The organism is Microbacterium sp. Bi128, assembly GCF_918698205.1.
Map to the genome: position 1 here is coordinate 1 of NZ_CAKKMM010000073.1, position 13,572 is coordinate 13,572.

The following is a 13,572-nucleotide window of genomic DNA, read 5'->3' on the forward strand; positions in this document are numbered from 1 at the left end:
TATAAGAGACAGGGCCCGGTGCGGGCGCGTGACGAAGGGAAGGTCGGCGACCTCGGGGCGCTGCACGCTCGCGAGGTACGTCACCGGCCCGGCCAGCAGCGCGTCGGGGTGCGCGGTGGCGGCGTCGGTGTACCGCGCGACGAGGTCGGCCCCGGGCAGGCAGTCCACGTCGAGGAAGACCAACAGCTCGGCGCCCGCGGCGATCGCGGCCGCGGCGGCGGCGTTGCGTCCCGCCCCCACCCGCAGTCCGTGCGGGCCGGGCGGCACGTGCCGCGTCTGCGTCCCGGCATCCGGGATGCCGGTGGGCGGTGCCGCGTCGAGCCACACCTCCACGCGGTCCGCGTCGGGCGCCACCTCCGCCAGCACGGCGCGCTGACGCTCGAGGTGCGCGCGGCGCGCGGCCGAGGCGACGGTGAGGACGGCGATCCTCACGGGAGCATCGCCTCGACGGCTTCGGCCGCGCGCTCGGCGGCGCCGGCCACCTGCCACCGCGACCAGTCCGGATCGTCGGTCGCAGCCGCCTCGACGAGCGCCGCGACCCCCGCGGCGTCGACGCCCTCGGGGGCGACGCGCGCGAGGTTCCATCGGTGCAGCGCACGCGCGGTGTGGCGCTGCTCGTCGAAGGGGCGGTCCTGGGCGACGACGACCGCGCGCGCCCCCGCCGCGGCGAGGTCGGCGACGCTGTTCTGCCCCGCGGCGCTGACCACGACGGTGTGCGAGGTCAACAGCGACCACGGGTCGTCGACGCGCGAGGCCGCGTCGTGGCCGATCGCGCGCGTGCGCCACCCGGCGGCGGCGAGCTGCTGTTCCGCCGCGCGGCGCACGTCGTCGTCGAGCGCACGGCCGAGGAAGAGCACCGACCGCTCGGCGTCGGCGGCATCCGCGACCCGCCCGTCGTGTCGCGAGATCCCGCCGGTCCACACCACCCGGTCGGTCCGCGGCGAAAGGGCGCCGGCCGGAACGGCACCGTGCGCCCACGGGGCGAGGATGCGGTCCGCCAGGTCGTAGGCGAGGGAATGCGCCGGGTCGGTGCGCTCGCCGGGCTGCGTCACCGCGACCGTGCGCAGACCCAGGAGCCGCGTGAACGCCACCACCTCGGCGCTCACGTCGGTGACGAACACCCGCAGATCCTCGGTGTGCGCCGCGATGCGCGCGAGCCGGGCGCGGTGCCCGGGGTGGTCGTGCGGTGCCCAGTGCAGCGCGCCGCGCACGGTCGGGTCGGCGTCGCGGGGGTCGCACACGGCGCCGTCCGCGCGTTCGACGGTGTCGGCGTCGCCCGGCAGCACGATCCACTCGACCTCGTCGTCCGGCCCGTCGGGCCGGGGGAGCGACGAGAACACCCGCACCCGCTCGCGCAGGTGCGGCTGCACGGCGCGGAAGCGCGCGACGTGCCCGTAGCCGTGGTGATGCACGTACCAGCCGATCACCACGACACCGCCGGGACGGAGCGCGGGGCGACCTGCTGCGCGGTGTGGGTCAGCACGCGCTCGATCTCGCGGTAGCGGCGACTCAGCGCGTGCTCGCGTACCGCTGCGCGGCGCGTCCACACGCGGATCAAGGGTTCGCGCTCGCCCTGCCGGGCCAGGTCACGCGCAGCGTGCGCGAGGGCGGTGACATCGCCGGGCATGACCGCGGCCGTGCCGGGCATGCCGGCCAGCACCTCCGATACCCCGCCGATGTCGAAGGCGGCGACCGGCGTACCGGTGGCCAGGGCCTCGGCGATGACGAGTCCGAACGGTTCCTCCCACATCGGCGTCACGAGGGCGACCGCCGATTCGCCGACCAAGCGGCACAGGGCGTCCTGGTGCAGGGCCCCGACGTACCGCGCGTGCGGGCCCAACCGCGGGGCGACCTCTTGCTGGAAGTAGTCGACGTCGCCGATCCGCCCCGCCACGACGATCTCGGCACCCGCGGTCCGCGCCGCCTCGATCGCGAGGTGCGGCGCCTTCTCGGGGACGAGGCGTCCCGACCAGACCCATCGGCGTCCCCCGGGCCCGCGGACCCAGCGATCGGTGTCGACGCCATTCGGGAAGACGAACGCATCCACGCCCTCCGCCGACCACGCGCGCGCGGTCGCCTGGCTCACTGCGACGAAACGGTGCGCGCTTCCGCGGGCGTAGGCGGCCGCTTCGAGCAGCGGTTCGAGCGGGGGCGTGTGCAGGGTCGTCACGACCGGGATGTCGGCATCCCGGCTCCACCGGATCGGGGCGGGGTGCAGGCTGTGGTTGTCGATGACGTCGAAGCGGTGCCGCTCGGCACGCAGACGATCGAAGGCGGCCTCGTGGGCGGCCTCCGTCGCCGCGGCGTAGCCGGCCGGGTACTGGGTGTCCGAGGCGTCCTCGACCCGCGACCATTCGGGTGCGGGCAGAGCGAACTCCGGGGCGTCGCCGAGGAAGTCCGAGCCCTCCGCGGCGCACAGGGTGACGTCGTGCCCGCGGGCGCGCAGCCAGTTGACGCGGTCCCACACCGTGGCCTCCAGGCCGCCCGCGTGGGGTTGGCGCAGGGGATAGCGCGAGGGCGCCACCACGAGCACGCGCATCGGTCGCAGCCCCCGGATCACGCCGCGCTCTCCGTCCGCAACGAACGGCGGTACAGCGCGACGTGGGCCTGGCGCACCCGCTCGCGCTCCTCCCGACGCTCTGTCCGACGCCGGGCGACCTCGGCCGCGCGCGCCGCGGATCCCGGGACGGACCACGCCGGGGCCGTGGCATCCACGATCGCCCGCTCGAGCGACACCGGATCGCCGAGACCGTACGTGTGGAAGTCGCCGGGGTGCTGGGAGCCGACGTGGCCCACGCGGGTGCCGGCGACGGGGACGGCGAGGTCGTAGCAGAGCTCGGCCCACCCCGAGTGGGTACCGTGCGTGTACGGCAGCAGGCACACGTCGAGGTCGGCGATCCAGGCGGCGAGGGCGTCGTCGTCGAGCCGCGCCGCCCGCTCGAGGCGCACGCCGTCCGCGGTGCGGGCGAGGGCGTCGATGGATGCCGCGGTGTCGGCGTCGCGCACGTTCTCGTTCATGCGCACGACGGCTTCGACGGCCGCCCCTTGCGCGCGGAGGTCGGCGACGGCGCGCACGAGGGTCGCCGTCGTCGCGACGCCGTCGATGTTGGGCCGGAGGTCGCGCAGGTGCACGCCGACCCGCGTCGTGGTCGAGGGGCGCCCGAGGGGCAACGCGTCGTCCTCGACGAGGGTGGGGTGCGCGATGACGTCGCTCGCGCGTCCATAGTCGCGCTCCACTTCGGCTGCGGTCGAGGGGGTCAGGGTGATCAGCTCGTTCGCCCCCGCGATGAGCACGGCGAGCGCCGCGCGGTGCGGCTCCTGCGCGCTCAGCTGCGGGTTCTCCAGATCGTGCACCGTGTAGACGAGGGGGAGCTCGAGGCGCTGCAGGGTGTCCACGGTCGCGGCGAGGTCGTCGGCGGAGTACGACTCGCTGCCGAAGTGCAGGTGCACGAGGTCGATCTCGCCCGCGTGCGCCTCGAGCCAGGCCGGCAGCAGCACTTGCGGCGGCCACCACTGACCGGGGGCCGCACCCGGCACCGGAGGATCGGGGCGCAGGTCCACGGAGCGTTCGTCGGTCACGGCGCGCACGTACGGGTGGCTCGCGGGCACGGCGGCGACGCGGATACGGCGAGAGGGGACGGTGTTTATCGGGGGCCTCCTGGCGGGCGGGCGGTCGTGACGCGTATCGCATCGACACGGGCATCGCAAGGCAACCGGGCGGTTGGGGAGACGAGAGCACCGACGGCGTACCTTCTCATCATGCGTGGCAGTGAGGACGGGTCGACAAGCCTTGCGGACGACGCCGCGGCGGTGATAGCGCGTCGACGGCACTACGCCGAGTTCTTCGGCGATGCCGTTCCGCCGTCCGGCTACGGCGTCGTGGTGGGCAACTGCCAGGCGGAGTCGATCCGGCTCGTCGTCTCGAGCGGCGACCACCCGGCCGTCCGGATCCCCGCCGTGCACGAGATGGATGCCGCCGACGCGGAGCGTCTGCACCGCTTGCTGGCTGGAGCGGCCTTTCTGATCGTGCAGCCGATCCGCGACGACTATCGCGGGCTGCGCCTCGGCACCGCCCAGCTACGGCAGGTCCTCCCCGACGGTGCGCGGACGGTCGTCGTGCCGTCACTGCGCTACGGCGGTCTGCACCCCTTCCAGGCGGCGATCCGCGTTCCCGGCATCGACGAGGACCCGCCCCTCGTCGCCTATCACGACGTCCGGCTGATCGCCGAGGCCGCGGGACTCCCCGTCGCGGCCGACCTTCCCCCGGAGGCCGTGCGCGCCGTCGCCGAGGACTCCGTGTCCGAGCTGCGGCGCCGCGAGGGCCTCGGCGTCGACATCGTGGCATCCGATCTGTACGCCTCGGTCGTCGCCGATCTGGCCCGTACGGTCAACCACCCGGGCAACGCCGTCTTCCTGCCGCTCGGGGAGCGGGTCGTCGCCGCGCTCGGTGCCCCCGGGACCGCGGTCGACCCGGGCCGTCCGATCCTCGCCGGTGTGCAGGCCCCGCTCGAACCGTGGGTCGTGGACGCGTGGAGCCTGGATGCCGAGCCCCGACGCGACTGGATCGTCGGCGGCGAGCGGGTCGACGCCGCGGTCGTCGCCGAGGCGCATCGCGGGTGGTACGCCGCGCACCCCGGGTTCGTCGCGGCGGCGGTGGAGCGTCTCGCGCCGCTCGTGCGCCGGTGGCGCGCCGCATGAGCGTGCATCCCGTCCTGCTCACGCCCCCGGGCCCGCACGGTGTCGCCGCGTACGCCCGCGCGGTCGCGGCCGAGGTGCGTGCGCTGGACCCGTCGGTGCGGACGGTCGTGCCCGACGCGCTGCCCGCGCTCGCCGCCGGAACGCCGCTGCACGTCCACGTCACCGACAAGATGTGGGGCGCCTCGCCCGAGGAGGCGACCGCGCGGCTCACGGCCCTGGCCCGGCGGCATCCGCTCACGGTCACCCTGCACGACGTGCCGCAGGCCTCGGACGGGGAGCGCAATCGCCCGCGCCGCCGCGCGTTCTACGCCGCCGTCGCCCGGGCCGCGCACGCCGTCGCCGTCAACAGCGCGCACGAGCGCTCCCTGCTCGCCGAAGAATATGTCTGGCACGGACCGGTCGAGGTCGTGCCGCTCCCCGCGGAATCCCCCGCCGCGGTCGACCGCCCCCGTCCCGACGGCGCCGTGGGGGTGCTCGGCTACTTCTACCCGGGCAAGGGCCACGAGGAGGCGCTCGCCGCCGCCGTGGCCGCGGGGGTCGCGCGCCTCACGGTGCTGGGGCGGGCGTCGGAGGGGCACGCCGGCGACCTCGACGCGTTCGTGCGCCGCGCCGCCGACGTCGGGGTCGACGTCGAGGTCACCGGCTGGCTCGACGACGCCGAGATGGCGGCGCGCGCCCGCGCCGTCGCGGTGCCGGTGATCGCGCACCGGCACGTCTCGGCGTCGGGATCGCTGACGTCGTGGATCGGCTGGGGCCGCCGGCCGCTCGCCGTGCGCAACCGCTACGTCGACGAGATGGACGCGCTGCGGCCGGGCACCTTATGTGCGGTCGAGCCCGACGACCTGGCGGCCGCGGTGCGCGCGGCCCGCGAGGATCCGGATGCCACGTGGCACGGCATCCATCCCGTCCCGGTCGGACCCGCCGACGTCGCCCGCGCGTACCTGGGCTGGTGGGCGGCGCTGCCCGTCCCCGACGCCCCGTGGGTCGTGGGCAACCGGTGGGATCTCGTTGCGGGGCGGGAACCGGAGCCGCCGCGCGTGAGCGTCGTCGTCACGCACTACGACCAACCCGAGGAACTCGCCCGCACTCTCGCGGCGCTGCGCGCACAGGACCACCCCGCCGATCGGCTCGAGATCGTGGTCGCCGACGACGGTTCGCCGGAGGCGCCGGTCGTCCCCGAGGGGGTGCGGCTCGTCCGCCAGGCCGACCGCGGTTTCCGCGCCGCCGCCGCCCGCAACCTCGGCGTCTCCGCGAGCACGGGCGACGTCCTGTGCTTCCTGGATGCCGACACGACCCCCGAACCGGGATACGTGCGGGCACTCACGCGCTTGCCCGCGCTGCTGCCCGAGGCCGTGACCGTGGGGCGGCGACGGCACGCCGACCTCGCCGGCCTCGAGACCGAGGTGCCGGTCGCGGAAGCGGGGCCGGAGCGCGAGCTCCCCGAGCCCGCGTGGCTGCGCGAGGAATACGCGCGCACCGGCGACCTCTTGCGCGCCGACGACCGGTCGTACCGTTTCGTGATCGGGGCGGTCTCGGCGTGCTCCCGCCGCCTCTTCGACGAGGTCGGCGGCTTCGACGAGTCGTACACGGAGTACGGCGGCGAGGACTGGGAGTGGGTGCATCGGGCGTGGCAGGCCGGGGCCGTGCTGGCCCACGTGCCCGCGGCCGTGGCGTGGCACGACGGGCCGGACTGGTCCGGCCGCGACGTCGACCGGGTCCGCGAGGGCAACCGCCAGACGCTGCGGCTCGCGGCCGACATCCCCGTGGCGGGCTCGGCCGGGCGGGGGCTGCTCCCCGCCGTGCCCGACCTCGTCGTGCACCTCGCCGGGGAGCACACCGAGGCCGCGACCTTCCTGTGCGTGGACTCCGTGCTCGCAGCCTTCCCCCGCGCCGTCGTCGTGCTCGACGCGCCGCCGTCCAGCCCCGCCCTCGCCGCTGATCCTCGCGTGCGCTCCGGCGCGATTCCCGACGCGCGCGTCGTGTGGCGTCTCGACCGTCCGGTGCTCGTCGAGGACGCCGCCGGACTGAGCGAACGCCTCGCCGCGCTCGGCCAGGGCGAGGAGGGCCGGCTCGACGTCCACGCCGCGGACGGCGCACCGATCGGTGCCGCGGTCGCGCGTCGCGCCCGTCGCCGCGCGGAGCGCTGGGGTGCCGCCGTCGGTTTCACGACCGGCGAGATCGTGGCATCCGGGGTCCACGTCCTCCGCGACGAGCCGCACCTGGAGTCCTGGGTGGGCGGCTGGGGCGGCGTCGACCGCTGGACGTGAACGACGGCACGCACACGGTCATGGTGTAGATGTGGAAGCGGCCGGCATCGTCGCCGCGTCGCCCCACCCGATCGGAGCCCCCCGGTGAAGCCCGTCCTGTTGCCGCCCCGTCCCGTGCAGCACTTCTATCGCGGAGGCGACCGCATCGCCGCGCTCCGCGGAATCGAGCCCGAGACCGACCGCCAGCCCGAGGAGTGGCTCGCCTCGACCGTGTCGCGCTTCGGTTCCGACGACATCGGTCTCGCCGTCACCGACGACGGGGCGTACCTCCGCGACCTCGTGGGTGCGGACCGCGCCGCGTGGGTGGGGGCGCGCGGAGGACGGGATGCCGCCGACCTCGGCATCCTGGTCAAACTCCTCGACGCGCGCCAGCGTCTCCCCGTGCACGTGCACCCCGACCGCGGCTTCGCCGCCAGCCACCTCGATTGCCCGTACGGCAAGACCGAGGCCTGGTACGTGCTCGAGACCGAGGACCACTGCGCGGTGCACCTCGGGTGGAACCGGCCCGTCGACCGGGACGAGCTCGACCGCCGCCGCGAGGCGCAGGACGGCGAGTGGATGCTGGCCCACATGAACCGCATCGTGGTGCGCCCGGGGATGGGAGTGCTCGTGCCCGCCGGCACCGTGCACGCCATCGACGGCGGGATCTTCCTGGCCGAGGTGCAGGAACCCACCGACTTCTCGATCCTGCTGGAGTGGTCGGTGACGACCTCGACCTGCGAGGAGTCGCACCTCGACCTGGGTTTCGACGCCGTCATGCCCGCGGTCTCCACCGACGCGCTGGATGCCGCCGCGCTCGACGCCCTGATCAGCACGGCGGGCACCGCCCCGGCGGAGGCGGGCTTCCGCTCGCTGCTGCCGTCCGCGGCCGACCCCTACTTCCGGTTGTTCGACGCCGCCGGCGAGACCGCCCCGCGCGAGGCGGGCTTCGCGGTCGTGCTCGTCTCCGACGGCGCCGGGGCGCTCGTGTCCGAGGCGGGGAGCGTCGACGTCGAGCGCGGCCAGGTGTACGCCGTGCCGCACGCCTTCGGCGCCTGGCGTCTCACGGGCGCCGCCGAGGTGCTCGTCGCCGCGCCCGGCGCCGGCTGGCCGATGACCTTGCGCGGCGGCGACGTGCGCTGACCGCGGCGGCCGGTGGCTGCGCCGCCGTGCGGTGCGGTGGCGGGGTGCGCTGGCGGCGGTGGGTGCGCGTCGCCCCCGGGTGCGGTGGCGGAGTGCGCTGGCGGCGGTGGGTGCCCGTCGCCCCCGGGTGCGGTGGCGGAGTGCGCTAACGGCGGTGGGTGCGTGTCGTCCCCCGCGTGCGGCGGCGACGTCCGCGGGCGCCGCCGTCCGTCGTCCCCCGCAGCGCGCCCCTGCGAGAATCGGGGGATGACCGCCACGCTCGTCGCCCAGGCCCTCACCGGAGGCTACGGACACCGCACCCTGTTCGAGGGCGTCGATCTCACCGTGGCGCCGGGCGACGTGATCGGTGTCGTGGGCGCAAACGGTGCCGGCAAGTCGACGCTGCTGCGGCTGCTCGCCGGCGTCGACGAACCGCTGGGCGGCTCGATCGCGCTGGCTCCGGCCGACGCCTTCGTCGGCTGGTTGCCGCAGGAGCACGAGCGCGTGCCCGGCGAAACGGTGGCGCAGTACCTCGCGCGGCGCACCGGCTGCGCCGAGGCGACGCGCGAGATGGATGCCACGGCCGCGGCCCTCGGCGACCCCGACGCCGTGGGGGCTGACGACGCCTACGCCACGGCCCTGGACCGCTGGCTCGCGAGCGGCGCGGCCGACCTCGACGAGCGGATGCCGGTGGTGCTCGCCGACCTCGGACTCGACGTCGGCCCCGACGCGCTCATGACCGGGCTCTCCGGCGGGCAGGCCGCGCGGGTGGGGCTCGCGGCGCTGCTGCTCTCGCGCTTCGACATCGCGCTGCTCGACGAACCGACCAACGACCTCGACCTCGACGGCCTCGAGCGATTGGAGTCGTTCGTGAAGGGTCTCCGCGGCGGGGTCGTGCTGGTCAGCCACGACCGCGAGTTCCTCGCCCGGTCGGTCACGCGCGTGCTCGAACTGGACCTCGCCCAGAACTCCCATCGTGTGTTCGGCGGCGGGTACGACGCCTACCTCGAGGAGCGCGCGACCCTCCGGCGGCAGGCGCGCGAGAAGTACGAGGAGTTCGCCGACACCAAGGCCGACCTCGTCGCGCGCGCCCGCACGCAGCGGGAGTGGTCGAGCCAGGGCGTGCGCAACGCGATGAAGAAGTCGCCCGACAACGACAAGATCCGCCGCAAGGCCTCGATGGAGTCCAGCGAGAAACAGGCCCAGAAGGTGCGGCAGATGGAGAGCCGCATCGCGCGGCTCGACGAGGTCGAGGAGCCTCGCAAGGAGTGGAAGCTCGAGTTCACGATCGGCGCGGCCCCGCGGTCGAGCTCCGTGGTCTCCACGCTCTCGGGCGCCGTGTTCCGGCAGGGGGCGTTCGCGCTCGGTCCCGTCTCGCTGCAGGTGAACGCGGGCGAGCGCATCGGCATCACCGGCCCCAACGGTGCCGGGAAGACGACGTTGCTTCGCGGCATCCTGGGCCGTCAGACCCCGGACGAGGGAACCGCGAGTCTCGGGTCGAGCGTTGCGATCGGCGAGATCGACCAAGCGCGGTCGCTGCTGGTGGGGGAGCGCCCGCTCGCCGAGACCTTCGAGGGCCTCGTGCCCGAGATGACCGCGGCCGACGTGCGCACGCTGCTGGCGAAGTTCGGGCTCAAGGCCGACCACGTCACCCGCCCGGTCGACGGTCTCTCGCCCGGCGAGCGCACGCGTGCGGGGCTCGCGCTGCTCCAGGCGCGCGGGGTGAACGTCCTGGTGCTCGACGAGCCGACCAACCACCTCGACCTGCCCGCGATCGAGCAGCTCGAGCAGGCGCTGGAGACCTACACCGGCACGCTGCTGCTGGTCACGCACGACCGCCGCATGCTCGACGCCGTCCAGACCGACCGCCACTGGCGCGTGGAGTCCGGCCGGGTGTCGGAGCTGTAGCGCTCAGCCCCGCATCGATAAACGCTCTGCGTGGTGAGGAACGCTCAGCCACCGCGTGTCTCAGCACGGAGAGCGTTTATCGCGGGGGTTCGGGGGCGTCAGCGACCCTGGCGCTTCTTGTACGGCTTGGGCTGGCCCTTCACGATCGGGGCGCGGCCCGTGCCCTTGGAGGCCTTCGCCTTGCCTCCCCGTGCTTTCGGTGCCGCGACCGCTTGCGGGGGCGCGTCGGCGATGCGCGCGCGGGCCTCGTCGAGCAGCAGGACACCCGCGGGGGTGAGGTTCGTCGGAGGCGTGCGCGACACCAGCGGCTGCCCGACCTCCTCTTCGAGTTTGTCGATCGTGGTGTAGAGCGACGCGAGGGGGATGCCGAGCCGCTCGGCCGCGCGCGGGAAGTGCTGCTCCTCAGCGAGGGCAGCGAACCGGACGAGGTGCGCAAGCTTCATGGCATCCATTCTCCCGTGCCGCGGCGGCGCCCAGATCACGTGATGTGGACGAGACCGCTCGATGGGGTGCGTCGCACGGTGCGTTCTCGCCCAGATCACGTGATGTGGGCGCCCCCGCCCTAAGCGACGGATGCCAGGAAGCGGTCCGCCGTCCGCAGCGACAGGGCCATGATCGTCAGGGCGGGGTTCGCGGCCAGCGCCGAGGGGAAGACGCTGTTGTCGCAGATCCAGAGGTTCGGGATCTCGTGCGAGCGGCCGTCGGCGTCGACCACGCCGTCGTCCGGGTCGGTCGACATGCGGCACGTGCCTACGGTGTGCGCGGTGCGGGCGAGGGTGATCGTGTCGCGCGCCCCCGCCGCCTCCATCACCCGCTGCAGGAACGCCGTCGCGTGCCGGTCGAGAGCCTTCTCATTGGGCCCCGCCGTGAACGTCACCCGGGCGCGGGGGATGCCGAACTCGTCGGCCTCGTCCGAGAGTTCGAGGCGGTTCGCCTCCGACGGCAGGCAGTCGCCGTTGATGCCGATGCCCGCCATGTACTGCGCCTGATCGAGGCGCTGCATGAGCTCCGGCCCCCACAACCCGCCGCCGCGCGCGAGCGTCGTGGCGTAGGTGAGGGGCATCACGCCGAGGCTCTGCACGAGGTAGCCCCCGGCGAAGTCGGCGTCGTCCGGGCGCACCATGTCCTCGGTGATGACCGACGAGGGGTAGCCGCGGTGCCCCCGCACGGGCTCGTCGAACCGACCCCACACCTGCGTCGCACCGTGCGCGAGGAAGTTGCGGCCCACCTGGCCGCTGCCGTTCGCGACCCCGGTGTGCAGCAGGAGCCGGGGCGTCTCGACGCCGCCGGCCGCGAGGACGAGCGACCGGCAGCGCTGGCGCACGTCGACGCCGTCCTGCCGGTAGACGACCGCCGCGACGTGACCGCGCGCGTCGAGTTCGATCCCGTGGACCATCGCGCCGGTGCGGATCTCGGCCCCGTCCGCCACCGCGGCCGGCAGGTAGGTGTTGGCGGTGGTGGCCTTGGCATCCACCCGGCATCCCTGGTGGCAGGCGCCGCAACCGATGCACGCGCGGCGCTCGCCGTGGTGATCCTGCACCCGGGCGCGCGTGAGTACGGCGGCGGGCGCGTCGGCGTACCGGATGCCGAGCGCCTCGCACCCGCGCGCGACGAGGTTCGCGGGCGCATTGCGGCCGGCGGGACCGTAGGCGTACGACCGGTCGGGATCCCACGGGTACAGCGCCGGCCCCGAGACCCCGATGTCGCCCTCGACGCGGGCGACGTACGACAGCAGCTCGTCGGGGTCGATCGGCCAGTCGCGGCCCTCGCTGGTCTCGGTGCGCAGCCGGAGATCACGGGCATCGGGACGCGGGGTGAACGCGCCCCAGTGCAGGGTCGACCCGCCGACACCGCGGCCGCTGTTGTTGGGACCGAAGGCGGTGGGGTCGTCGCCGCCGCTGAGGCGCTCGGACATCCAGTTGATCTCCACAGCCTCGGTCTCGTCGGGCGTCAGGTCGTCGAGATCGAAGTTCCGCCCCGCCTCCAGCGCCACGACCGACAGCCCGCGCCGGGCGAACTCCGCGGTCAGCGGCGCGCCGCCCGCGCCCGTCCCGATGACCACGACGTCGACGACGTCGTCCGTGCCGTGGGTGCGCATCGTCTCGAGGTTCATGCGGCGTCTCCCGTCGCGATCGTGCCGCCGACTCCGGCGGGCTCCCAGTCCTCGCGTCGCCCGAGATCGAGGTGCACGTAGCCGCGGATCGGGTCCCGGCCGCCGGTGGCGAAGCCGTCGAAACCGGTGCGGGCCATGCTCGCCGGGTGCGAGAGCCACTGCCGCACGAGGTCGACACGCGCGTCCTCCAGCCACGCCGTCAGGAGAGCGGCATCCAGGGGGCCGTCGGCGGGGCCGTTTCCGTCGATGGCGGCAGCGAGCACCGTCTCGCGCTCGACCGGGTCGGTCGGCCACCCCGGGGCGAGGGTGTCGAGTCCGAGGCGATACGCCTTGGCGTCGGGCGGGAGACCGTCGCGGCGCCATCCGTCGCCGTCGCCGCGGGCCAGCTGCGCGTCGACGCGCGCGGCGATGTCGATCGCGGGGCCGTCCTGGGGCACGACCAGATCGGCGATCTCGCGCAGCAGCGTGAGCTGCGCCATGTCGAGCACGCGCGGCGCGTAGCCGCGGTCGTCGGGCACCGCCCGGCGGTTCAGGATGCCGCGTACCCGCGCATCCACCCGGTCGCCGGCGATCAGCCGCACCCACTCCTCGGGCACCTCGGGTCCGGCGAGCACCTCGTCCGCGACGAACGCGGCGATGGCCGCGGCCGCCTCGGGCGCGCGCTCGAGGGGGATCAGGTGCCCGGTGTCGGCGAGGGTGTGGAACCGTGCCCGGGGGAGGACGCCGGAGAGCAGCCCCGGCTGCACGGCGGCCCCGAGGTCGGCGTCGTCGGCGCCGGCGAGCACGAGGGCGGGGAGGTCGAGGCGGCCGACCTCGGCGCGCACGTCGACACGGCTCCCGGTCTCGAGCCACGCCCGCCACGCGTCGGGCGACGTTCGAGCGAGGTCGTCGACGGCGAGACGGTGGGCCTCGGCATCCAGCGGCTCCGCGGTGTTCTGGTCGAGGAAGGTCTCGGCATCCGTCTCCGAGATCGGCCCGTCGGCCACCCACGACAGCATCCGGGCGCGCCGGTCCTCGTCCATCGGCTCGGGGCGCGGCGGCGAGGGCGCCATCAGCACCAGCCCGGCGAGCCCCGCCAGGGGCGCGTCTCCGCTCAAGACGCGGGATGCCACGATCCCGGCGATCTTGCCGCCCATGCTGTGCCCGCCGAGCATCCACCGGCCGCGAGCGCGCTCGTGCAGGATGCCGATGACGTGTGCGACCGTGGCCTCGATCGAGGTGTCCGAGGCGGCGGTCTCCGAACCGAAGCCCGGCAGGTCGACGCCCTGCACGTCCACCCGTCCCGCGAGCGCGTCGCCGAGCCGTTGGAACGATCCGCCGCTCGCCCCCAGGGCGTGCAGCAGGTAGAGGGTCGGAACGTCGTTCGGGCTCGGCATGTCTTCACGCTTTCGCACGTCGGGGTCCGCGACGGGCCGCTTGCGCACCGGGACTTTTTGCGCAAGCACGTGCGAGCCGGGGCGCAACTCCTGCGGAGCGGGTGTGGAT

At 74.6% G+C, this 13,572-nt stretch carries 10 protein-coding genes and 1 pseudogene; 4 read left to right on the plus strand and 7 right to left on the minus strand.

The window, feature by feature from the left end; all coding sequences use genetic code 11:
* From LQV45_RS08105 to LQV45_RS08120, 4 genes and pseudogenes are all read right to left on the minus strand, one after another.
* Positions 1 to 432, minus strand: a pseudogene (locus tag LQV45_RS08105) (glycosyltransferase family 2 protein); the annotation flags it as partial.
* Entirely contained in the window at positions 429 to 1,427 is a 999-nt protein-coding gene (locus tag LQV45_RS08110; protein ID WP_230006547.1) for a glycosyltransferase, read from the minus strand. The pseudogene LQV45_RS08105 and the gene LQV45_RS08110, both read right to left, overlap by 4 nt.
* Positions 1,424 to 2,560 carry a glycosyltransferase gene (locus LQV45_RS08115; protein WP_230006548.1) on the minus strand — a complete coding sequence of 379 codons (1,137 nt, stop codon included), beginning with the start codon at positions 2,558 to 2,560 and terminating at the stop codon, positions 1,424 to 1,426. The genes LQV45_RS08110 and LQV45_RS08115 overlap by 4 nt, the downstream gene beginning before the upstream one ends.
* Positions 2,557 to 3,609, minus strand: coding sequence for a glycosyltransferase (locus LQV45_RS08120; RefSeq protein ID WP_230006549.1), 1,053 nt, complete (start codon positions 3,607 to 3,609; stop codon positions 2,557 to 2,559). The genes LQV45_RS08115 and LQV45_RS08120 overlap by 4 nt, the downstream gene beginning before the upstream one ends.
* A 150-nt stretch (positions 3,610 to 3,759) precedes the next feature.
* On the opposite strand from LQV45_RS08120, the gene LQV45_RS08125 reads away from it, so the two are divergent.
* From LQV45_RS08125 to LQV45_RS08140, 4 genes are all read left to right on the plus strand, one after another.
* A complete protein-coding gene (locus LQV45_RS08125) occupies positions 3,760 to 4,698 on the plus strand; it encodes a WcbI family polysaccharide biosynthesis putative acetyltransferase (protein WP_230006550.1) in 939 nt (312 codons plus the stop codon).
* Entirely contained in the window at positions 4,695 to 6,965 is a 2,271-nt protein-coding gene (locus LQV45_RS08130) for a glycosyltransferase family 2 protein (protein ID WP_230006551.1), read from the plus strand. The genes LQV45_RS08125 and LQV45_RS08130 overlap by 4 nt, the downstream gene beginning before the upstream one ends.
* 84 nt (positions 6,966 to 7,049) lie before the next feature.
* Positions 7,050 to 8,087, plus strand: coding sequence for a class I mannose-6-phosphate isomerase (locus LQV45_RS08135; RefSeq protein WP_230006552.1), 1,038 nt, complete (start codon positions 7,050 to 7,052; stop codon positions 8,085 to 8,087).
* Between the two features lie 246 nt (positions 8,088 to 8,333).
* Entirely contained in the window at positions 8,334 to 9,974 is a 1,641-nt protein-coding gene (locus LQV45_RS08140; RefSeq protein ID WP_230006553.1) for an ABC-F family ATP-binding cassette domain-containing protein, read from the plus strand.
* 98 nt (positions 9,975 to 10,072) lie between these two features.
* On the opposite strand, the gene LQV45_RS08145 is transcribed toward LQV45_RS08140, so the two are convergent.
* The 3 genes from LQV45_RS08145 to LQV45_RS08155 all read right to left on the minus strand — a co-directional run.
* Complete coding sequence (locus LQV45_RS08145) at positions 10,073 to 10,417, minus strand: LysR family transcriptional regulator (protein WP_138178098.1); 345 nt, start codon at positions 10,415 to 10,417, stop codon at positions 10,073 to 10,075.
* 119 nt (positions 10,418 to 10,536) lie between these two features.
* On the minus strand, positions 10,537 to 12,087 hold the full coding sequence (locus LQV45_RS08150) for a GMC family oxidoreductase (RefSeq protein ID WP_230006554.1): 1,551 nt from the start codon (positions 12,085 to 12,087) through the stop codon (positions 10,537 to 10,539).
* The coding region (locus LQV45_RS08155; protein WP_230006555.1) for an alpha/beta hydrolase at positions 12,084 to 13,572 on the minus strand (1,489 nt) is incomplete at its 5' end. The genes LQV45_RS08150 and LQV45_RS08155, both read right to left, overlap by 4 nt.